This window comes from Paenacidovorax caeni (genome assembly GCF_001298675.1).
In the GTDB taxonomy this organism is placed as follows: Bacteria; Pseudomonadota; Gammaproteobacteria; order Burkholderiales; family Burkholderiaceae_C; genus Paenacidovorax; species Paenacidovorax caeni.
Genome location: NZ_CYIG01000053.1, coordinates 1 through 20,368, shown reverse-complemented (window position 1 = coordinate 20,368; position 20,368 = coordinate 1). Strand labels below are relative to the sequence as shown.

Annotated in this window: 26 protein-coding genes, 2 pseudogenes and 1 riboswitch; of the genes and pseudogenes, 13 read left to right on the top strand and 15 right to left on the bottom strand. The window is 59.8% G+C overall.

What is annotated here, in order from left to right; translation table 11 throughout:
* Positions 1 to 88: 88 nt before the first annotated feature.
* The 5 genes from BN2503_RS16605 to BN2503_RS16585 form a co-directional block, all read right to left on the bottom strand.
* Positions 89 to 1,243 carry a tyrosine-type recombinase/integrase gene (locus tag BN2503_RS16605; RefSeq protein WP_054257743.1) on the bottom strand — a complete coding sequence of 385 codons (1,155 nt, stop codon included), beginning with the start codon at positions 1,241 to 1,243 and terminating at the stop codon, positions 89 to 91.
* 5 nt (positions 1,244 to 1,248) lie between these two features.
* Positions 1,249 to 1,779: a chlororespiratory reduction 6 domain-containing protein gene (locus BN2503_RS16600; RefSeq protein ID WP_054257742.1), complete on the bottom strand. Its 531-nt coding sequence runs from the start codon at positions 1,777 to 1,779 to the stop codon at positions 1,249 to 1,251.
* Between the two features lie 9 nt (positions 1,780 to 1,788).
* On the bottom strand, positions 1,789 to 2,205 hold the full coding sequence (locus BN2503_RS16595) for a hypothetical protein (protein ID WP_139235518.1): 417 nt from the start codon (positions 2,203 to 2,205) through the stop codon (positions 1,789 to 1,791).
* 67 nt (positions 2,206 to 2,272) lie between these two features.
* Complete coding sequence (locus BN2503_RS21465) at positions 2,273 to 2,914, bottom strand: type II toxin-antitoxin system RelE/ParE family toxin (protein WP_074930417.1); 642 nt, start codon at positions 2,912 to 2,914, stop codon at positions 2,273 to 2,275.
* A 16-nt stretch (positions 2,915 to 2,930) separates the two neighbouring features.
* Positions 2,931 to 3,224, bottom strand: a complete 294-nt coding sequence (locus tag BN2503_RS16585; RefSeq protein WP_054257740.1) for a type II toxin-antitoxin system Phd/YefM family antitoxin — start codon at positions 3,222 to 3,224, stop codon at positions 2,931 to 2,933.
* A 345-nt stretch (positions 3,225 to 3,569) separates the two neighbouring features.
* Here BN2503_RS16585 and BN2503_RS16580 point away from each other — a divergent pair, with 345 nt between their 5' ends.
* Positions 3,570 to 3,749, top strand: a complete 180-nt coding sequence (locus BN2503_RS16580) for a hypothetical protein (RefSeq protein ID WP_054257739.1) — start codon at positions 3,570 to 3,572, stop codon at positions 3,747 to 3,749.
* 516 nt (positions 3,750 to 4,265) lie between these two features.
* Positions 4,266 to 4,368: riboswitch (SAM-I-IV-variant riboswitch) on the top strand.
* Between the two features lie 458 nt (positions 4,369 to 4,826).
* On the opposite strand, the gene BN2503_RS16575 is transcribed toward BN2503_RS16580, so the two are convergent.
* The gene (locus BN2503_RS16575) at positions 4,827 to 5,123 is read right to left on the bottom strand and encodes a hypothetical protein (RefSeq protein WP_139235517.1); all 297 of its coding nucleotides are present in this window, start codon (positions 5,121 to 5,123) and stop codon (positions 4,827 to 4,829) included.
* Here BN2503_RS16575 and BN2503_RS16570 point away from each other — a divergent pair.
* Complete coding sequence (locus BN2503_RS16570; protein ID WP_054257737.1) at positions 5,107 to 5,382, top strand: type II toxin-antitoxin system ParD family antitoxin; 276 nt, start codon at positions 5,107 to 5,109, stop codon at positions 5,380 to 5,382. The genes BN2503_RS16575 and BN2503_RS16570 overlap by 17 nt on opposite strands.
* Positions 5,354 to 5,683 carry a type II toxin-antitoxin system RelE/ParE family toxin gene (locus BN2503_RS16565; RefSeq protein WP_054257736.1) on the top strand — a complete coding sequence of 110 codons (330 nt, stop codon included), beginning with the start codon at positions 5,354 to 5,356 and terminating at the stop codon, positions 5,681 to 5,683. The genes BN2503_RS16570 and BN2503_RS16565 overlap by 29 nt, the downstream gene beginning before the upstream one ends.
* Before the next feature lie 510 nt (positions 5,684 to 6,193).
* Here BN2503_RS16565 and BN2503_RS20760 read toward each other — a convergent pair.
* The 5 genes and pseudogenes from BN2503_RS20760 to BN2503_RS16540 all read right to left on the bottom strand — a co-directional run.
* On the bottom strand, positions 6,194 to 6,784 hold the full coding sequence (locus BN2503_RS20760; RefSeq protein WP_054257735.1) for a helix-turn-helix domain-containing protein: 591 nt from the start codon (positions 6,782 to 6,784) through the stop codon (positions 6,194 to 6,196).
* Between the two features lie 43 nt (positions 6,785 to 6,827).
* Entirely contained in the window at positions 6,828 to 7,199 is a 372-nt protein-coding gene (locus BN2503_RS16555) for a helix-turn-helix domain-containing protein (protein ID WP_054257734.1), read from the bottom strand.
* 18 nt (positions 7,200 to 7,217) lie between these two features.
* Positions 7,218 to 7,520, bottom strand: a complete 303-nt coding sequence (locus BN2503_RS16550; RefSeq protein ID WP_054257733.1) for a type II toxin-antitoxin system HigB family toxin — start codon at positions 7,518 to 7,520, stop codon at positions 7,218 to 7,220.
* 246 nt (positions 7,521 to 7,766) lie between these two features.
* Positions 7,767 to 8,669 (bottom strand): NERD domain-containing protein, encoded by a 903-nt coding sequence (locus BN2503_RS16545; protein WP_054257732.1) that lies wholly within the window; start codon positions 8,667 to 8,669, stop codon positions 7,767 to 7,769.
* 87 nt (positions 8,670 to 8,756) lie between these two features.
* A pseudogene (locus BN2503_RS16540) lies at positions 8,757 to 9,374 on the bottom strand (WYL domain-containing protein); the annotation flags it as partial.
* Positions 9,375 to 9,497: 123 nt separating this feature from the next.
* Here BN2503_RS16540 and BN2503_RS16535 point away from each other — a divergent pair.
* The 7 genes from BN2503_RS16535 to BN2503_RS16510 all read left to right on the top strand — a co-directional run bounded on the left by BN2503_RS16535 (position 9,498) and on the right by BN2503_RS16510 (position 15,420).
* The gene (locus BN2503_RS16535; RefSeq protein WP_054257731.1) at positions 9,498 to 9,953 is read left to right on the top strand and encodes a MerR family transcriptional regulator; all 456 of its coding nucleotides are present in this window, start codon (positions 9,498 to 9,500) and stop codon (positions 9,951 to 9,953) included.
* Positions 9,950 to 12,424 (top strand): VIT domain-containing protein, encoded by a 2,475-nt coding sequence (locus BN2503_RS16530; RefSeq protein ID WP_199445270.1) that lies wholly within the window; start codon positions 9,950 to 9,952, stop codon positions 12,422 to 12,424. Before BN2503_RS16535 ends, BN2503_RS16530 begins: the two co-directional genes overlap by 4 nt.
* Positions 12,396 to 12,956 carry a hypothetical protein gene (locus BN2503_RS16525; protein ID WP_054257730.1) on the top strand — a complete coding sequence of 187 codons (561 nt, stop codon included), beginning with the start codon at positions 12,396 to 12,398 and terminating at the stop codon, positions 12,954 to 12,956. Before BN2503_RS16530 ends, BN2503_RS16525 begins: the two co-directional genes overlap by 29 nt.
* Positions 12,957 to 12,958: 2 nt before the next feature.
* Positions 12,959 to 13,774 (top strand): RtcB family protein, encoded by an 816-nt coding sequence (locus BN2503_RS16520; protein ID WP_054257729.1) that lies wholly within the window; start codon positions 12,959 to 12,961, stop codon positions 13,772 to 13,774.
* A 159-nt stretch (positions 13,775 to 13,933) separates the two neighbouring features.
* Entirely contained in the window at positions 13,934 to 14,170 is a 237-nt protein-coding gene (locus BN2503_RS20755) for a hypothetical protein (protein WP_199445269.1), read from the top strand.
* Positions 14,167 to 14,592 (top strand): immunity protein CdiI family protein, encoded by a 426-nt coding sequence (locus tag BN2503_RS16515; RefSeq protein ID WP_199445268.1) that lies wholly within the window; start codon positions 14,167 to 14,169, stop codon positions 14,590 to 14,592. The genes BN2503_RS20755 and BN2503_RS16515 overlap by 4 nt, the downstream gene beginning before the upstream one ends.
* Positions 14,593 to 15,132: 540 nt before the next feature.
* A complete protein-coding gene (locus BN2503_RS16510) occupies positions 15,133 to 15,420 on the top strand; it encodes a hypothetical protein (RefSeq protein WP_139235516.1) in 288 nt (95 codons plus the stop codon).
* A gap of 18 nt (positions 15,421 to 15,438) precedes the next feature.
* Here the strand turns inward: BN2503_RS16510 and BN2503_RS16505 are convergent, their stop codons facing one another.
* The 4 genes from BN2503_RS16505 to BN2503_RS16490 form a co-directional block, all read right to left on the bottom strand.
* Complete coding sequence (locus BN2503_RS16505; protein WP_411914298.1) at positions 15,439 to 15,894, bottom strand: hypothetical protein; 456 nt, start codon at positions 15,892 to 15,894, stop codon at positions 15,439 to 15,441.
* Positions 15,891 to 17,225 (bottom strand): recombinase family protein, encoded by a 1,335-nt coding sequence (locus BN2503_RS16500; protein ID WP_054257727.1) that lies wholly within the window; start codon positions 17,223 to 17,225, stop codon positions 15,891 to 15,893. The genes BN2503_RS16505 and BN2503_RS16500 overlap by 4 nt, the downstream gene beginning before the upstream one ends.
* Positions 17,222 to 17,704 (bottom strand): DUF2924 domain-containing protein, encoded by a 483-nt coding sequence (locus BN2503_RS16495; protein ID WP_054257726.1) that lies wholly within the window; start codon positions 17,702 to 17,704, stop codon positions 17,222 to 17,224. The genes BN2503_RS16500 and BN2503_RS16495 overlap by 4 nt, the downstream gene beginning before the upstream one ends.
* A 61-nt stretch (positions 17,705 to 17,765) precedes the next feature.
* Entirely contained in the window at positions 17,766 to 17,981 is a 216-nt protein-coding gene (locus tag BN2503_RS16490; protein ID WP_054257725.1) for a hypothetical protein, read from the bottom strand.
* A 182-nt stretch (positions 17,982 to 18,163) separates the two neighbouring features.
* Here BN2503_RS16490 and BN2503_RS16485 point away from each other — a divergent pair, with 182 nt between their 5' ends.
* From BN2503_RS16485 to BN2503_RS16475, 3 genes and pseudogenes are all read left to right on the top strand, one after another.
* A complete protein-coding gene (locus BN2503_RS16485; protein WP_054257724.1) occupies positions 18,164 to 18,382 on the top strand; it encodes a helix-turn-helix domain-containing protein in 219 nt (72 codons plus the stop codon).
* Positions 18,383 to 18,396: 14 nt separating this feature from the next.
* On the top strand, positions 18,397 to 19,932 hold the full coding sequence (locus BN2503_RS16480) for a site-specific DNA-methyltransferase (RefSeq protein ID WP_233495107.1): 1,536 nt from the start codon (positions 18,397 to 18,399) through the stop codon (positions 19,930 to 19,932).
* A gap of 36 nt (positions 19,933 to 19,968) precedes the next feature.
* Positions 19,969 to 20,368, top strand: a pseudogene (locus BN2503_RS16475) (transposase); the annotation flags it as partial.

The window sequence follows — 20,368 nt, the reverse complement described above, 5'->3', positions numbered from 1 at the left end:
CTCCTATTTGTTTTGATAATAGCAGCAATGTTTTCTGAATACAAGATATTTTCAATCAGTTCTATGCAGTGTTGCATAGAGGAGATTATTATTTCTTGGAATTGTCGGCAGCATTGAATGCATCTCTCCAGGCTTGTCGCTTTTTATGGTCGTAGCGGGCTGTAATGTTCAGGCTGGAATGACGAGCCTGAGCCTGTACATAGCGTGGATCGACGCCCATTTCCATCGAGTGAGAAACCCCCGTATGGCGCATCCAGTGGGGGGACGATTGCCTCAAGCGCGCTGCTGCAGCGTTATCAGAGCCTTCAATGAGATCGGCAGCCCAGCCGAATATCTCTTTGCAGATAAGGTAAATCGCTTGGCCTGTTACGCCCTTGTCCACGCCCGTTACAGCCATGATGGCGGGGCGTGATTCACCAGGCGAGGGTAGGGCGGGCAAACCTAGTGACGTGCGGTAGACCTTCAGCTCATCCATCAGCTTGGAAGTCACGATGATCGTGGACCACTTGTCGCCCTTGCCCACAAAGCGAAGGCTCCAGCCCTGGGGGGAAGCGATGAAGTTGCCCATCTTGAGGTTTGCTGCCTCCTCCCGGCGCAGGAATGCCCGGTAAAGCAGCTGCATGATCCAGCGTGCGCGGTGGTAGTGTTTCTTCTCTCGCTCGGTGCCTTGGGGTAGCCCTTCAATGACCTCTTGCACGGCGCCCCATTCGATCTCCGTCAGAGCCTGCTCAACCTCATCGTCTTGGTTGCTGCGGCTGGCCAGACCCTCGTGGAGCAGCTTCACCGGGTTATACGTGCAGTAGGGCTGGCCACCCGGCCCGCGCATCTCGCGCATGGCGGTAAAAAGACGATGCAGCACGGTGATGCACAGCGCAATGCTCGTCTTGCTCAGTGCGTTCCTGAACGGCTGGTGGTCCCACCCATTGGCCTTGAGGAACTCCTCATTGAATGGCCTGGGCTCGCGCACAAAATCCATGTAGACGTTCATGTCGTCAATACCCACGGCGGGCAGGTGCGCATGGCCTGCACCGCGCTTCAACCGCAGCCACAGCAGGAAGCGGTAGCACTCCTTTTCGTAGGCGCGAGTCGTGTGGCTGGACTTGTGCTTGTACCCGGCAATAAAGATGCGAATAGCCTGAACGTCATCAACGACCTCGGCCGAGACGAGTTCAGCAGGGGCGGCTTGAGATATCAGCGCCTGAGAGGAGGGCGCCGCGACAACTTGGAACTCGTTGGTGCTCATAGGATTCATGCGGCGAGAAGTTCAGCAACGGCGCTTTCGGCGCTCCCATCCGCTTGTTCGGCGGTGATGCCGTAGGCGTAGAACATGGCATTGCCGCGCTCAAACAAGTCGCCCATGACTGCCCCCACTTCGGCAAAATCCACGAACTCGGTGCCGTAGTGTCCAGGCGAGCGGTGGATCTTCACGCGGCAAAGCAGCGACATGAAAAGCCCAACGGCGCCAACGCCCCGGGCCAGGAACCAGAGCCAGTGCGGCCACTCCTGCACCAGCCTGGCAAAGAAGGCGCGTACCTGGGGGATTTCAGCAAGCTCACGCGGATCATCGTCGTAGCCACAGACGATGAACACCAGACTCTCGCGGTAGCGCATGGCGGACTCGCGGGTGTCCGCGATGATGTGAAGACGTTCGAGCGCGCTGGCGACGTTCCCGCTCTCCACTTCTTCGCGCGACAGGTACAGCACGAGCATGGCCGCATCGGTGAAGCTGGCAAGGCCATCGGCATCGGTTCGCGTGATGGATGCGTTCTTGGTGGGCATGAAGGCCCCTCAGCGGTGGAGGTTCAGGCCAGTGCTGGCGAAGTGGTCATAGAACAGGGCGCGCGGAAACCAGTCCTGACCATCCGGCATCACCACCAGGATTTCGAGGCTGGCATTCGAACCCCGCAGGCCTGCGATATGGCCCTCGTCATCTTCCTGTGCGATACCAGCGTGCTTGGTGCACATCACCACATCACCCACCTCGAATTCCTCAACGTGGACAACGGGCCTGGGCGCCGCCTTGGGCCGCCGTGCACGCAGCGCCTGAAGTGACTGAGAGATCTCCGGCGTGCATGCAGGCATACCTTCGATAGCGCAATCCCAAAGGCGCGCGCGGCCGGGATCAGCGAACACTGTGTACAGGCGCTGGCGCGAAACACCCAGATAAAGCGCCGCGCTGCTCATCGACCAGCCCTTGAGGCGCAACTTATCTGCAATGTAGTTTGTCATTGAACCTGCAAATCGAGAGCCTCACCTTGACATCCTCCCCTACCTAAAGGCGGGGGATTCCTACCGCGCCACAGCAAGCAGAGCCTGCCGTGGTCGCCTCGGTGGGTTCCTGCTTCGCTGAGGCTGCACGCTTGGCCTTCGACCTTTCGGTCTCGGGCCTGGCGCGACTGACGACCTCTCCACAGGCTGCTGCGCGGTGCCCCCGCGCCAGTATGTTGATCGCCCCCACCACATCGGCATGGGCCTGGTGGCCACAGGCCACGCACCGGAAGACGGCTTGCGTCTGGCAAGCACTACTTCCCCAATGCCCCTCGAAGTCGAATGACAGTTGTTTGTGGTGTTTGATCGACAGCAGGAAAAGGGTGTCGTCAACCTGCACGTACAGCACTAGGTAGTGGTTCATCACGTACTCACGCAAGCTGGTCAACGAGGTGCCCACAAGAGTAGCCAGCTTGGCTTTCAGTTCGGCAGTGGCGTTGACGGCCTCTGCTGACCCGATAGCGCGGTTGAAAAACGGCCTGCCTAGCTCGGGAAACCGTTCAAGATTGGGCAGCACCCTGCCGAGTAACTCGTCGAGCAGTCCGTCGAATGCCTGAGGGGCTTCTGCCTCGATCAGGAACTGTTCAATGTCGGCTAGGTTCCGCTCGAAGTTGGCGGTGAGCTTGATGGTCACGCGGTTGCTCATGGGATGCCAAGAATGCTCAAGCGGCTGCGCGTCGTTTTTTGAGGGCTGTCAGTGCTGCGCGAGCATCCTGTGTGCGTCCTGCCGTCACGTCATCCAGGCCCTTGGATGCTTCGTCGATCAGCAGCAGATGGATGCGCTCGCGCTCTAGCTGGTGGTAGTAGTCGAGGCGCTTCGCATCGATGATGGCGATGTAGGCCTCCCCGTTTTTGGTAATGAGTTTTTCAGCACCACCTCTGACATCCTCAGCCAGCTCAGAAAAGTTGGCACGAGCGTGGGACAGGGGGATCACGTCGCTGGCTGAGATTGCCATGGGGGCCTCCGGTTGACGAGAATAGTGCAGAATTCTGTACATTTTACATCGTGCCGTCCTTTTTTGGAACGCCACTCAGCCTTGGTTTGCAGCGACCAGATGGTACGGATGGGGTAGCAACCCTGTCGGCACTACCCTAGGCGTAGTCAAACTAAATCACTCGTTGATAAGCAGGCCTGGCCAACGCGACGCAGCCGTTCACCATGTCCCTGCCGGTGCTGGCGGGTCGCCAGGAGTGCTGCCGCCCTGCGCAAGGCCTACGTGGACCTGTTCTCGCTGGTCAACCGCCTGGCCACGGCCGTTGCGGCCATCCGCCTGGAATAGGCCAGAGGCTCGGGCAACGCGGTGAAGTACGCCGGCAAGGTGATCTACGACACCCACGAGGACTACACGGGGTTTAACGCCCCGCGTGTCATGCGCAACCCGGTGGGCCGAGTGTTGACCCAGTTCCGCAAGTTCCAGCTTCTCCAGCTCTCCCTGTACGCCTTCGCAATCTCTGCCGGCGTCGGCGACTCGGACAAATAGCGCGACGGGATCACCACCGTCATGAAGCCTGGCGCACCATCGGCCGCGCGGACCTTCAGGCCGGAGCTTACATACCCCCCTGGGAACACTGGGGCGCCTTCCCAGGCAATGGCGCCATTGGCATCTCCGTTCCGTCTGGCAGAACGATAAAGGACGGTCCCCTCTCGCTCCAGTCCGGCGGAAAGCCCGGCGATGAGATCCAGCTCGCCAAAAACTCGTCCACCTAGTCCTCGGACGTTGCGCTGTTCAATTCTGGATCGGAGGTCGTCATAGAGAGCCCAATCTTTCTTGGCGGAATATCGCACATCGGACTGTGCCGCCGCAGTCTGCCCCATGCCAGCCTTGTTCGCCAGCTCTGGGTTCGCAGCAGCCCATTCCGCAGCCACCTCGATGACGATGGACTACCTCTCCTCCAGCTGCGCCAGGTGCTCGGTCATCAGGGCATCGATGTCTTTTTCTGACGCCCGATCCTGCCTGTGTCGATGGTTGTAGGAATAAAAACAACGTGTTAAAGTGAAAGCACATTCAGAGAAGAGCTGACGCTCTCGCCAACCTGCCTCCGGGGCAAGGTGGTAAGCCAAGTGCGATGTGGCCCTCATGGGCAACCAAGCCGGTCAAGCGTCAACCCTCCTCGGAGGGTTTTTTCGTTTCTGGGTCTGGCCAACCTGCTGCAAGGCAAATCGGCTGGGGGGATTTATCCCGACTTGCTGCCCCCGACCACCCAGGTCAAACGCAGCTAAACAAGGAGTTGCTCATGCATGAGCTCGCCACGTTCCGGCCGAGACACACTCGGCGCCGTGTCCCGCCGTTCGACTTTGAACGCGCATCCGTTTCCCTGTTCTCTGTCCTCAAGGCGCAACCCCCGGATCACGCAGGGGCTGCAACGCGTCACCATGTTGTGTGCACAGGGAGGGTGTGCGGATGACCACACGCTGCAACCACGGAGACCTCGCCATCGTTGTGCACGATGAGCCAGCCTGCGCATCCAATATAGATCAGTTCGTTGAGATCCAAGGTCCAGTGAGTTCGACCTCTTACCAATCCGGCATGGTTGCTTGGCGCATCCGCCAGGTGGACTCACATACGCCCTGGGCAGTGCGCGAACCGGATGGCAGCATCACTTTCGAACGACTCATTTGGAAAAGCCGTGTCGTACACCCGGACGCCTGGCTCTTGCCCAGTCGTCCTGAGGCGCTGGAAGATGAGGAAGTCACTACTGCTGACCAGCACCAGCTTGACAACCTGGTCACGGTTGGGTCTTCGGCGGGGGATGGAATGGTGATGGCTGACGTCGAGGATAAAGACATCACGCGCCATCGACCTTGCCAAATTTTGCCAAAGAAACGACACTTGTGCCATGAGCACGATGAACATCTCCCTCCCCGACACCCTGAAGTCCTTCGTGGATGAGCAGGTCAGCCAGCGCGGCTACGGCACGAGTAGTGAGTACGTGCGCGAGTTGATCCGCAAGGACCAGGATCGCCTGCAACTGCGTGGTTTGCTGTTGGCCGGTGCGGCATCCAACCCGGTGGCACCCGCCGATGCAAGCTACTTCCAGGGCCTGCGGGATCGTGTGCGCAAGGCAGCCCAACCAACGCCACGACGTGAAGCGCAAACCAGTCGTCCCGCGTGAGCAGGTCACCCGGGATGTGGATGAGGCCGTTGCCTACTATCTGAATGAAGCCAACGAGGCCGTGGCGCTCGGCTTCATTGATGCGCTGGAGAAGGCCTACGGCCACATTGCCCGCCATCCTGCAACGGGCTCTCCCCGCTACGCGCATGAGCTCAACTTACCTGGCCTGCGCGCCTGGCCACTGACACGCTACCCGTACCTCGTGTGCTACGTCGAGCGCCCCGATCACATCGACGTCTGGCGTGTATTGCACGGCCAGCGGGACATCCCGGCTTGGATGCGGGAACCCGACGTCGTGTGACCATCGGACCGCCAATAGATATGTGATATGTGCGCGCTCGCCGGTGTAAACAATAAGCGACGACCATCACAACCATCACCATCGTCACGAGCATAGCCACCGATCAGTGATGGTTGTGACGGTCACCGCGTGGAGATCATCGTTAAGGATCCTCTGCACAAATCCACGCCTGATGTGCTTGCAAGGGTCTGAAGCCCAGTCAATACAGACATGAAGCAAAGCAGTCTGGGCTTGAGCAAGCGATTGCAAGGCGCTCGCCCGACACGGCGCTGCGCGATATCGCGCAGTTGCTGGACCTTGGGGTGTTACACACAACACCGGGTGGTGGGCGAAGTAAGGGTTATGAACTGGCGGGGTAATTTGGCCAAATCATCGAATCCACGCCCTCAAGGCCAAGGCGTTACTATTTGGCTCTGAAAGTGGGCGCGGGTTCAGTTCCGTATTCCGCCTTCAAGGGGCAAATGGCCGAAACGGTGGACTCTGGCCCAAAACCGGGGACATCTGTTCGGACTACGAAGGGGAATCGAATCGTTCTCTGTCCAGTTCCTGGGCAAGTTCATGCCATCGCGGCACGTGCGAAGGCTGCGCAGGTTCTGGGTCCGTAACAGGTGGTGGCGCCTTGGGCTCCTGCGGCCGACCGACGGTGCTGTGGTTTTGCTCCCATTGCCAGAGGGCTTGCAGAGAGAAGCGCACGTTGCCAACCAAAGTCAGATGCGGGACCTGCTTTCTGGTACGGTATTCCGGGGTTGTGAACCAGTGCTTCGGCAGTCCGGTTGCCTCAATAACATCTTGGGCCGTGATGTAAAACGCCCCGGTATCTTCGTCCGTTTCAGGCTGCTCCTGCGGTGGCCGAGTCACGACTTTGGGCACGCGCTCACCGTCGCCGAGAATCGCTGACCAGTGCTGTGCGCTCTGTCGTTCGAAGTCGAGGACGTCAGCTTCGTGGTAACGGACGTACTGGAACAATTTGTGCCAGGTGGGCCCTTCATTGTCTGAACGCCAGCGTCGCAAGGTTTTCAGACTGATCTTCCAGCGGGCGGCAAGTTGCCTTTCGGTCATCACGGGGTAGTGCATCTTCTTCTCCAAGACGGATGCACCCATGACAACGCTGTTCCCCGCAGAAGCCAAGCTCAGTGTTCGACGATCACCCTGCAGCCGTCTCCGCAATCAGCACATCGGCCGGGATGCCCAGACTCTTGTGCAGTCTGCGGATCATCGCCAAAGTCAGTGGACGCTTGCGGTTCAGAACCTCGTAGACCCGGTTGCTCTTGCCAATGATGGGCTCAAGATCTTTGACGGAGAGACCGCTCTGGTCCATCCGGAATTTGATGGCTTCCACTGGATCGGGGGCAGTGATGGGCACGTGCTTGGCCTCGTAGGCCTGCACCAGTGTGGACAGGATGTCCAGGCGATCACCCTCCGGCGTGCCTAGATCAGGGTCGGACTCCATCAAAGCCGAAATTTCTTTGAGCGTCGCCTTGTAGTCTGCTTCGGTGTGGATAGGGCGGATGTCCATGTTTTCCTCCGTGGCCGATCAGGCCATTTCAACGGTTTCTGCGTCGACAGCGTCGTACTCCTTGTGGGTGCCGACGAACTTCACGTAGACGATCTGTAACTTGTAAGCAATGGCCACGATCAGTCGATAGTCATTGCCTTTGATGTTGAAGACCACGCGACGGTTTTTCAGCACGCTGGCGCTGCGGTACTGCGCCTTGATGTCTGCGGGCTGGGTCCAGGATGCGAGCGTCGCTTCCTCGTACCAAGCTTTCAGTGGCTGCTCGGCATCAGGGTGCAGTTCCCAGAATGCTCGAAGGGTGGACACGGCAATGACTCGCATTGGCCATAGTGTAGTCCCATTTTGGGACTGTGACAACTTTGAGCTGGTTCAACCGTTTTTTTCAAGATGCAAAACGGCCATTTTGATAGAGGCGGGCGTCCTTAAGAACAGTGCTTTCCTAAAGAGCCTCATACACGGACGCGGGTTCAGTTCCGTGTTCCGCCACCAATACTTTAAAACCCTTATCGGTTGGGTTTTTTTCTGCCCGCAGCGCCAGTGTTGGCGCGGTTCCGGGCGTTGGCCTCTTTAGCGCCACCCCTCTGATGGTGCCCGTTTCCGGGTCGTTTGGCCCCGTTTTCTCTCTCTGTTCTCTGTCAGGGCAGGCCCGTGCTCGCTGTCGATGAAATCTGAAGCGCGCAGGATGCCAGGGTGGCGGATGCCTTCAAGCAACTGAAACTCGCGCCGAGCTGCGTCGGCAAGCATCGAACGCTGTGCGGCATTGAGCGTGCGCTTGGCGGTGTAGAGACGGACGCGTCGGCGCAGGATGGTGAGCGATACGTGCTTGGCAAGCCAGTCTTGGTGAAAGTCGGTCTCGGCAAGAACCTGTTCGAGCTGGTAGTCACCGACGCGGCGGCTCTGCTGCGGCGGACGGATGCCAATGGTTTCCAGCGCCCGGTTGAGTGACGTCGCCAGATCGCGGTCTATGGGCTGTGCACTGGCAACTGGGGCCGATTCATCGAACAGTTTGTTGGCGATGTCGGCCCGCAGATGGACATTCTCTCGGGCAGGACCGACGAGCTTGCACCGTTGCGCAGGATCGGACAGGAATACCAGGGACTGGATATAGGGCGTGCGACGCTTCTGAACAGTCAGTTGCTTGCGCAGCAGTGAAGCGAGCTTCTTTGCCTTGCGGTTCGTGAGCAGCAGCGGGTTGTCGTCGAAGTATTCCCGTGCGCCATCCCGCCAAATCCAGGTGTGCGAATCGCCACTGACTTCCCCGGGGCGGCTCTTGATCTCAACGAGGAAGATGCTGTAGCGCGAAATGATCAGCAGGTCGACTTCGTTGATGCTCCCGTCGTCAGCGACAAACTCGAAGTTGCTGTAGGCCCTGAACGGTTCGCGGTTGGGCAGCGCGCGCTGCACAAAGTCGAGCGCATCTTGTTCCCACGGAAACTGGGACGGCGAAATCGTCTTCCAGCGCCCACTCATCGGTAACCTCCGATCGTGGTGAGGCGGCAAGCACGGTGGTGAGCGGATGCACCCAACCTTCCTCTGTTGTTAGGTGGAGGATTCATATCAATCGCAGTCCTGTTCTGGCTCGACGGGCTCTCGGCTTTCGTAGCCGGGTGCCAGTACAGCGCTTCGGACGCCATACAGCACCAGGTGATTTCTGAGCCAGAGCCGGTGCTCGGGGCCGTTCAATTTGTGCGTCGGTGAGCAGTCCACGCTCCATTTGCGCAAGATGTAGCCGGCCATGGCAGCGCGCAGCTTCATCTTCAACATGCCCCGCTCCATGCCGTAGTCCATCTCGGAGATTTCAGGGTGCGGCTGGTCAGGGTGTGGAACCAGATCCAGCTCCAGAATTCGGGTCCACTGGATGTCCTGATCACTGACTTCGTGAGGAGCCACCGGCATCCCCTTGAGCACCATAGGCTGCTTGATACAGGTGATCACGAAGTCTCTGAACTCTTGAGACTTGCGATCGAAGGCGCGGACATGCCAGCGCAGGCCGTTGTCGATCAGAGCGAAAGGAACGATCTCGCGATCCGACAGCCCGCTGGAGATGGAGTGGTATTCGATGCCGAGCGGGCATTCCTGATGGATCGCCCGGGTCACGCTGGCCAGCACATCAAGATCGGGGTGCGTCAAACGTGAAGGGCTCTCGCTGGCCACCCAAGCCTTGAGCCGCATGGGTCTATGCCTGCGTCGCTGTGATGCTGGACGCTTGCTTCAGGGGCAATACGACAACAGAGGCTGATGCAGATACCGATTATTGATACAGTTGTATAAATACAGTAAAGATGTTCTAATTTGTCCATGAACACTGATTCAGCGTCGTCAACACCCAGCTACCCACTGGCCGACCTGTGTGTGCTCGCGGACTTGCCACCCCGGACGGTTCGCTACTACGTACAGATTGGGTTGGTTGATCGTCCCGAGGGTGAGACCCGAGCCGCGCGCTACGGCGCAACGCAGCTGGAGCAACTGCTGCTGATCAAGAAGTGGACGGCGGCTGGGCTGTCTCTGGATCGGATTCGGGAACTGCTGCGCGGTGAGCAAGCCCCGGTTCAACCCCGAGCGAGGGCCATTGGGTCAGTCGAGGTGCACAGCCATCTGATGGTGGCAGACGGCGTCGAAGTCGTGATCGAGCCAGGGCGTGCGGGCCTGTCACCCGATCAGGTGCGTCAGTTCATCAAGGGCGTGATGGCGGTATTCGCAGAGGTCAGCGGCGTGGATGCGGTGCCAATGGCCGAGGCAAAAAGCAAGAAATGAAGGGCAAAACCATGGACCAGCGTGAACATGCGCGTTTGGAGACGCGAGATGGGCAAGCGGTGAGCTTGATGGGGGTCAAGTTTGCGGGAGACCTGCGCGGCTTGATGTTCGAGGCAAGCATCGAACAGCGCTTTTGCAACCCGGGTGGCAAGAACGTGGAAGTTGTCTACAGCTTCCCCTTGCCTTGGGGGTCTGTCTTGCTGGGCGTTGACGTTGTGCTCGGTGACAAGCACCTCACTGGCGCGGTCGTTGAGAAGAAACAGGCTGAGGCGCGCTACGAAGAGGCTATCTCGGAGGGAGATGCCGCGATCATGCTTGAGAAGAACCGCGATCACAGCTACAGCCTGAACCTGGGCAACCTCGCACCCCGAGAGCACTGCACCATCACGCTGCGCTACGCCCAGACACTGCAGTTTGAACAGCGTGGCCTGCGGCTGCTGATCCCGACGGTGATTGCGCCACGCTATGGCGATGCTCAGCACGATGGTGGACTGATGCCGCACCAGGCACCTAGCCACAGCCTGACGGCAGATCACCCGTTTGAACTTGAGCTGCGACTTCACGGCGAGCTGGCGCAGGCACGCGTTGCGTCACCCAGCCATCCGGTCGGTGTTGCCCATGGCAATTCTGATCAAGGCAGTGTTCTGACCGTGTCATTGGCGCGGCGCGAATCCTTGGATCGAGACTTTGTGCTGGTGGTCGATCAGCTTGCGCACGGCTCGGTTGCTGTTGCCGCTCAAGATTGCGTCGAGCCCAGTCGCGTAGCCATCCTGGCCAGCTTTTGCCCTCGCATTCGTACGCAAGGCATCTCCTCAACGGCTGTCAAGGTTCTGGTCGACTGCTCCGGCTCGATGGCGGGTGACAGCATCGATGCGGCAAAGCGGGCCTTGCAAGCCATCGTCCGGCAATTGGGTGCCGGTGACCGTTTTTCTTTGTCCCGGTTCGGTAGCACCGTGGAGCACCGCTCGCGCGGCCTGTGGAAGGCGACTGAGACGACAAAGCTCGCCGCCCAGAGATGGGTTGGAGCGTTGAAGGCCGATCTGGGTGGCACCGAGATGGAAGCGGCCTTGTCGTCGACCTTCGCCCTGGCCCAAACGGTCAGCAGTGACATTCTGCTGGTGACTGACGGGGAAATCAGCGCGATCGACAGCACCATCGAATCGGCCAAAGACTCAGGACATCGTTTGTTTGTCGTGGGTATCGGCAGCAGCCCAGCCGAGACCCACCTGCGTCGCTTGGCCGAGGCCACCGGCGGTGCCTGTGACTTTGTAGCGTCCGGCGAGGCGGTAGAACCCGCCGTCCTGCGAATGTTTGCGCGCTTGAGGTCGCCTCGACTGGCTGACTTGTGCCTTGAATGGCCTGAGGGCGTGGTTCCTGAGTGGGTGTCGCCGCTTTTGCCCTCAGTGTTTGATGGCGACACAGTGAACGCTTTCGCCTTGTTTGGGCAACTGCCGGCAGGCGAAGTGCGGCTGCTAGGCAAGCGTTCAGACGACGACCTCCTGCAGGAGATTGGCACTGCGACGCTCCCGAGTCGGCTGGATGCGGCAGACACACTGTCGCGAGTGGCGGCGTCTGTGCGGTTCCACTCGGCCGGTAACAAGCTTTTGATCGGTCAACCGATTGAAGCCACCCGGCTGGCTGTTGACTACCAATTGGTGACCGACAGGACCAATTTCCTGCTGGTTCACGACCGACCGGATGGCGGAAAAGCCACCGATATGCCAGAGCTTCATAAAGTGGATCAGATGGTTCCGGCTGGTTGGGGTGGCACAGGATCGGTGATGTTCTCTCGCAGTGCAGCTTTCTTCGAAACACGGGTTGTCGACTATCAAACGTCTGGATCGCTCGACTGGAGCGGTGTCGACGCTCCGTCTGTTCCGGCCGTGTTCAGGACAGTGCGTGAGCCATCTATCAAGTTCTGCGCGATGGATGACACCACCATACCCGCCTTCCTGCGCAAACGCGACCAGATCATCGATCACCAGGATCGTCGATATTGGGCTGGGTCAGAGCACTACTCAGGTCTGACGCCACTGGGGGTCAGCGAGTGGCTGCGCATCACACCAGCGTCCGAATGGCCAACAACCTACATGGGGTTGCGGCAAATGGGCGTGGGCGAATGGTTGGTCGACTGGCTTGAGCTCGAGATGGCTAGCCACGAGGGCACTTTGTATGCCGAGTCCAAAGTGGTCGAGGCTTTCTTGTACCTGATGTCGAGGCGAGACACCTATGAATCGTTGGCACAGTCCGAAGGCCTGCTCGGTGCCCTTAAGTCGACGGTGCTGCGCCTGCGCGGCGTGTTTGCCAGTGACCCGGCTACAAGACCAACCAGAGTTGATGTGGCCTTGGTCGAAGCGATGGTCGCAGTCTTGGATGGAATGACAGCCAGTGCGTGGCCCGATCGGGTGTTTTCGTTGGGCGGTGCGGTTGACGAGGTGCGAGATGCCAGAGAAGCCGCCACGATCGCTTGATCTGGAGCAGCCCTGCAATCACTTCGAGCTGCGTCTTGAGGATGGGGTTGCGCAAGGCAAGCATCTCACCGACGGGAAGATCACGCTGTATTCGGAGATCTGGGTCGACGGACACCACATCGATGAGCCGCACTTTATCGACCTGCCGCTGCTCGTTCAGAGCCTGCATGAGCAGCGCTGGTTCGAGATCTTCACTTGTGGGTGCGGAGTCGGCGAGTGTGCTGGCATCGTCGATGGCATACAGGTCACGCACGACGCAGATCTTGTTCGGTGGTCATTCCGCCGGCCACAAAGCGCAGGCAATCTCCTGGACCCAGCGCTGAGTGAGTGGGAGAAGACTGCAGTCCCGGTCGTGCTGACTTTTGAGCGGGCCCAGATGGTGAAGGCCATTGACGACTACCTGGATGCAGTTCGCGCACTGGTCGGCGTAGAGCCAAGCAAGTTCGAGTGGCCAGTGCATGGCTTATTCGTTCAGGACGTGGTGAATATTGATGTAAGCAAGCCCTTCTATGACATCGAGGGTGGAGGTTAGAAATGCCAGTTCAACAAGTTCTCACCGACCAGCGCGTACCGGTCAAGATCTGGACCGATGATGTCGACGACCGATCGAAAGAGCAGCTGGCCAATATTGCGGGGCTGCCTTTTGTGCATCACCACGTCGCGGCGATGCCTGACGTGCATCTTGGAATTGGCGCCACCATCGGATCAGTGATCGCCACGCACAAGGCCATCATCCCGGCGGCTGTCGGTGTGGACATGGAGCGCTGGATGATCCAGTTGCCGGATCGTGATCTCGCCTATTTCCCGGAAGGCACCGAGCACTTCAATGACTACGTGGAGGCAGTGCATTGGGCGCAGGAATACGCCATGGCCAACCGTCAGGCCATGCTGGACCTGGTGCTCGATGCGCTGGCGCGGCACCTGCCGCCATTCACTGTGACCACCGAGGCTGTGAACTGCCACCATAACTACGTGGCCAAGGAGCACCACTACGGTGCTGATGTCTGGGTGACGCGCAAAGGCGCCATCCGCGCCCGCGAAGGCGATCTGGGCATTGTGCCGGGCAGTATGGGCGCGCGAAGCTACATCGTTCGTGGCAAGGGAAATGCCGAGAGTTTCTGCTCCAGCGCCCACGGTGCCGGTCGCCGCATGAGTCGAACGGCGGCGGAAAAGCACTTCACCGAGGCTGACCTGGAGATGCAGACCGCAGGCGTCATCTGCCGAAAAGACAAGGGCGTACTCGATGAGATTCCGGGGGCCTACAAGGACATTGATCAGGTCATGGCGAACCAACGTGACCTGACAGAAATCCTTCACACGCTGAAGCAGGTCGTCTGCGTGAAGGGCTGACCCATGGCCATTGCGCTTGAATTCATCGACTTGGTCGTACCGATTGCCCTCATCCGGCAGAAGTAGTAGCCGGGCGGCTGGGCGCAATGCCTGCAGGACCACGAGCGCCTGATCGGGGGGCGTGTTTGGTTCGATGAATACTTGCTGCGGGATGGAGCGATGAATCCGGCCGATATCGAATCACTCGTCGAGGAGTGGATGTCTCTTGGATTTCAGCCGACCGCAGAGGTCGACGGACAACGCATCTGGCAGGACTGCTGCGTCGTCGAGTCCATGCTTGGCGGTCCCACGCTACCTTGCGAATGGCTCGAACTTTCAGAGGATGGCCGATCAGCCTGGCTGAAGGGCACTCAACCCGGGGAGATCAAATGGCGACAGAAGTGGATGGCACAGTGACGGACTCCCAGCCGTTCGTCCCGATCCTCACCGTGATGGTGGACTATGGCAACGCGCCGTTTTTGTGGTGCGTCGGTGCACCGGAACAGGCAGGCGTCGGCGGAAACATTTGCGACGGTTCGGGGTGGGATGAGTCCTTCCCGATGTCGGAAGGGCTCTGGCGAAAGTTCGCAGACTGGGCGATCGAGTTTGATCGGACATCGTTCCATTCCGATGACTTCGACGCCAGCGGATGGGATTGGGCCGCCTTTGACGAGCGAGGACTACAACTGTCCCGTTGGCTCAAGGAGGAGGTGGGCAACGCGTACCGAATCGTTTATCAGAAGCCTTGCGAAGATCCCGACAGCAGATTGGATGAGCGCAGGGAGGTCCTGGCCGATGGCGCATTGGTGCGGCTACCTTCGTTTAGGCAGGTGCGGTGAGCTTCGAGCGGCAAACATCACTTTCATGATGTGATATGGCCAAATCGTCGAATTCACGCCCTCACGGCCAAGACGTTACTATCGGGTTCAGATGACGGACGCGGGTTCGGTTCCGTGTTCCACCACCATATACAAGGGCTCGGATAGTCTCCGGGCCCTTTTTCTTGCCTGAAATCCCCGCGTGGCGCGGGGTGCCGGCCGATGGGCTTGCGGATGCCATCCTGCCGCTCGGCTCCAAAATCGGCGTTTTTCGGGCACTTTTCCCGCCCAGAGTCGTCTCTGTCTCTGTTTGGCTTGCGGGTAGTCGCAGCCTGAAGCCCCAAAAAATCAACCACTTACGCGCCCTGGTTCGCTGTCAACCGCGCCCGCCGGTTAAGCATCGAACCGCGCCACGACCTCCCACTGGGTGGCCCATTCGGTCGGCTGCGAGCAAGCAGGACCCTGGCGGCGAAAATGTCGACGATGACAAGCAAAAAGAAAATCGCTGCTGATCTGCAGTCAGCCCTATCTGGGCAGAGCCCACTGAGCATCGATCTGTACGTGGAAGTTTTGGCCGACTACGAGGACGAACTCAAGGCCTCGCTCGACAAGGACGCTGATGACGCCCTGCTGTGCATGCTGGCGGACGACGGTGAGGTGGCGATGATGGTCATCGACTGGGACGGCAGCATCTACCGGAACGAAAACGCATTGAAGAAGCTGCAAGCCATGTGGCGGCAGAGCTTTGATACCAACGTGCAGACCCTCGTGCCCATCCTCAGTGATCACATCAGCCAGAAAAACCTGGGTGTGGCAGGCATCAAGTGGCTGCCCGCATCCAGCGATTGAAGCGAACGACGGTCCTGGTTACGAATCGAACCCCGCCACCACCTCCCGCTGCGCCACCCAGTCGGTCGGCAACGGGTTGCGCTGGAACCACAGCAGGCTCATACAGCGTGGCTGCTGCCCGGCATAGATCGCCTTCACGATGTCTGGCTCCAGCAGCGTCAGCCGCAGCAGTTCGTTGACCGTGGAATGGTGCAAGCCTTCGCGCTTGGCGATCTCGCTGCCGGTTTCGACCACGCCGTCGTCGAGCAGCTGCTGCCAGTAGAACGCCCGCGACAGCGCCGTCAGTAAGGGCTGGTCGTGGACGGCGGCCGTCTTGGCCTGCACCTGCGCCACCTCAGGCCGCACCACCACGGCCCGGCCGCCACGTTTCCTGATCTTGATCGGGATGAAGGTCGTCAGCCGGATTTCATCGCCGTCGCGCCGCTTGCGCCTGACCGCCAACCCGGTGGCCTCGATCTTGGGTTTGTTCTTCACTCCGCCTCCGCTTCCAGTTCCTGCAACTCCGCGCCGATGGTGCCGGGCAGCAGATCCATCGCCAGATCCTGCCAACCAAGGTCACGCCAGACGATTTCCAGCCCGGCATCACCCAGCACCACCCGCTCGATCAGCAACTGCGCCAGCCTCCGCTGCTCGGCTGGATAGAGCGTGTGCCACATCGCCGCGAGGTTGCGCATCGGCAGCACCACCTGGGGCTCGTCCAGGTCAGGTCGAATGACGTGCATCCGATCCACAACCCGCTGCACGATGTGCGGGGCCTGCAGCGCCATCACGATCTGCTCGATAACCAGTGCTTCGATGGGTTCGGCGGGCAACGACCCGTGCCGACTGGCCCACGCACCCATGCGCCGGTGCAGCACCGGCGTGTAGTAGGCGTACCGTTTGCCTTTCTTGTTGGTGTAGGTCGGCATCAGCTTCTCGCCGTCGTCGGTGAACAGCAGCCCCGACAGCAAGGGTTCGACCTCGCCGCGCGCCACCCGCTTGCGTTGCCGTGCGTCCGTTTCGATCAGCGCGTGGACGGCATCCCACTGCGCCTGCGTGATCAGGGCCTGATGCTCGCCGGGATAGCTCTGGCCCCGGTGATTGATCTCGCCCAGGTACATCCGGTTGTGCAGCAGCTTGTACATCGTCTGCTTGGTCAACGGCTTGCCCACCTTGCTCAACAGCCCTTCGGAGGCGTAGGTTTTCGCCATCGTCGTGGTGGAGCCGACGTTCACGAAATCGTCGAAGATGCGCCGCACCAGCGCCGCTTCCTTCTCGTTGACGACGAGCTTTCGCTCGACCACGTCGTAGCCCAGTGGTAACGGCCCACCCATCCACATCCCTTTGCGCTTGCTGGCGGCGATCTTGTCGCGGATACGCTCGCCGGTGACCTCGCGTTCAAACTGGGCGAAGGACAGCAGCACGTTGAGCATCAGCCGCCCCATCGAGGTGGTGGTGTTGAACTGCTGCGTCACCGACACGAACGACACGCCGCGTCGGTCGAACACCTCAACCATCCGCGCGAAGTCGGACAACGAGCGCGAGAGCCGGTCGATCTTGTAGACCACCACGACATCCACCTTGCCGTGCTCGATGTCGGCGAGCAGGCGGCGCAACGCAGGCCGCTCCATATTGCCGCCCGAGTAGCCGCCATCCTCGAAGTCGTCGCCGACCGGAATCCACCCTTCAGCGCGCTGGCTGTGGATGTAGGCGCGGCCTGCCTCGCGCTGTGCATCGATGGAATTGAAGGACTGGTCAAGGCGTTCGTCGCTGGAGACGCGGCAATAGACGGCGCAGCGTTTCGGGGGCACGAGCGGCAGGTTCATTGCACACCTTCCTTCTGGCCGCGCAGGCCGAAGAACCTCGGCCCGTTCCACTGCACGCCCGTGATGTGCCGCGCCACCGCCGACAGGCTGCGAAACCTCTGGCCCTCGTACTCGCATTCACCATCCGGCGTGACGACGACGCGATGCTCGCGTTCGTCCCATTCGCGGATCAGCACCGTACCGGGCATCAGGTGCTGCTGGCGGCTGTCACCCGCAACCGGGTCCAGCCGGTGCTTGATCTTGGAATGCGCGGCACCGGCTTCGACCAGATGGCGGCGAATGCCGGTAGGCACCGCGCCGTATGCCATCTCCTGAATCCGGTAGGCCAGCCGGGATTCGAGGAAGGGGCGATTGATGTGCTTGGGCCGCCGGGGGAAGTGTTGATCCCAAAGCGTCCACAGTTCGGCCATCGGCAACGCGGGCAAAGCCGCGATCTGCGCCGACACGGTGCCGACGCCCGTGTTGGGGTTTCTGTTCATCGAGGAATCTCCAGTCGTTGAGACATCCACATTCAGGCGCTGTGGCGGGCACAAGCCAAGGTCAAACCGTGCTCTGTGGCTGTGCAGCCAAGGGCGGCGGCGCGAATCCGACAGCGGACTCCGTATCGGTGCGGTAGCTGATGGCCTCGCCCGTGATCGGGTGGCACAGCGTGCCGAAAGTCACCTCACTGCCGATGCGCTGCGCGACAACGCAGGTGTCGTCGAGATGCGCCGGAAACACCCAGCCCCGCACGCCATCGGGCAGACGGGTGTTCATCGCGGGGCTCCTTGGTTGGTGGATGACGCCACCATTCACGCGCTGAACGATCAGGAAGCCAAGAAAAAGATGATACCCACAGCATCGCTCCCTCGTCTGGAGCCCTTCAACCTGATAAATTGCAACCTTTGCTATTCAAACCGACTTTATGCCACCCGAACCCCTGTTTCCGGAGTGCTGCGATGACTGCTGAACCTTGGGTGTCCGTGGACCAGATTGCCGAGCATCTGGGCGTGACGCGCGACTCGATCTACCGCTGGATCGACCGCAAGAACCTGCCCGCGCACCGGGTGGGGCGGCTGTGGAAGTTCCAGGTGTCCGAGGTGGATGGCTGGGTGCGCGCCGGGGGCGCAGATGAAGAACAACGCAGCGACGGTCAAACGCCATCGCGCAAAGCTTGAGGGGATGGGCGCTAATGCCAACATTGAACTGGATCGGCAAAGAAGCCGTCGTTAAACACCACAAGGACGTGCCGTTTCGACTGCTGGAGCCGGTGGCCGATCTTTCCTACGGCCCGGCGCAAGGCAAAGACTCGGGCAACCTCATCGTTCAGGGCGACAACCTGCACGCACTGAAAGCCCTGCTGCCGCGTTACGCCGGGCAGGTCAAATGCATCTACATCGACCCGCCGTACAACACCGGCAACGAAGGCTGGGTTTACAACGACAACGTCAACAGTCCGGAGATTCGCCGCTGGCTGGGCGAAGTGGTCGGCAAGGAAGGTGAGACGCTGGACCGGCACGACCGCTGGCTGTCGATGATGTACCCGCGCTTGGTGCTGCTGAAGCAGTTTCTGCGTGAGGACGGTGCGATCTTTGTGTCCATCGATGACAACGAGGTGGCGACGCTACGGTTGTTGATGGATGAGATTTTTGAAGCCCGTAATTTTGTGGGCACAGTTATCTGGCAAAAGAAGTACGCAGTAGCTAACGACCACAAAACCATTGCTCCAATGCACGACTTTGTGCTGGTCTATCAAAAGTCAGCAAACTGGAAGCGCAACTTGCTTCCACGAGGTGAAGAAAAAGACTCCCAATATAAGTATGAGGATTTGGGAGGCATTTTTCGACCAGACAACTACACATGCGCCAAGACAGCCGAAGAGCGCCCCAATCTGTACTACCCAGTCACCAACCCCAATACGGGCGAGGAAATCTGGCCCAAACGCACCCGTGTCTGGGCCTACTCGCAAGAGGAACACCAACGCCATGTGGCAGAGGGTTTGATCTACTGGGGCAAGGACGGCAAGGGCAAAGTGCCTGCCTATAAGCGCTACAAACACTTGCTCCGCAATGATGGGGTGGTGCCGCAAACGCTGTGGCCGCACGAATTTGCTGGCCACACGGATGGTTCGCGTAAAGAACTGCGCGAAGTCCTGCACGACATTCCTTCTGTCTCAGATTTTGCAACGCCAAAGCCGTCTTTGCTCATTCAGCGCGTTCTGCAAATTGCCACCGACAAAGAATCGCTGATCCTCGACAGCTTCGCAGGCTCTGGAACCACGGCCCACGCCGTACTGAAACAAAACGACGAGGACGGCGGCAATCGCCGCTTCATCATGGTGGAAATGGATGAAAACATCGCCCAGGACGTCACCCGCGAGCGTGTTAAACGGGTGGCTGAGGGCTACAGTAACGCCAAAGGCCAAACAGTAGAGGGGCTCGGCGGCGGCTTCCAGTTCTGCCGCCTGTCTGCCGAACCGCTGTTCGACGCCGACGGCCAAATCCGCAGCGATGTGAAGTTCGCGCAACTGGCCGAATTTGTCTGGTTCGCCGAAACCGGCACAGGCTTCACTGGCACTGCTGATTCGCTACTGGGCGTGCACGAGGGCCGTGCCATCTATCTGCTCTACAACGGCATCCTCAAGGACAAATCTGTGGGCGGTGGCAATGTGCTCACCGGTCCGGTGTTCGAGGTGCTGACCTTCCCCCCACCAGCCATACCACGGTAAACGAGAGAAGTCCGTCAACCCAGGAGAATGACGGACATGAAGAAGAGCAGGTTCAGCGACGAACAAATCATTGGCTTCTTGAGACAGGCCGAAGCCGGCATGGGCATCCCCGAGTTGTGCCGCAGCGGCGGCTTCAGCCAGGCCACGTTTTACAAATGGCGCGCGAAGTTCGGCGGCATGCAGGTCTCGGAGGCCCAGCGCCTGCGCGAGCTTGAGAGCGAGAACGCCAAGCTCAAGAAACTGCTGGCCGAGGCCCACCTGGACATCCACGCCCTCAAGAGCGTCTTCGGGGTAAAGCGCTAGCCCCACAGGCGCGCCGCGATGCCATCCGACAGATGATTGAGCAGCATCACCTCTCGGAGCGGCACGCCTGCCGCCTTGTGGGGCTATCCCGAGACAGCTACCGCCACCCGCCGCAGCCCAGCGAGGTCAACGC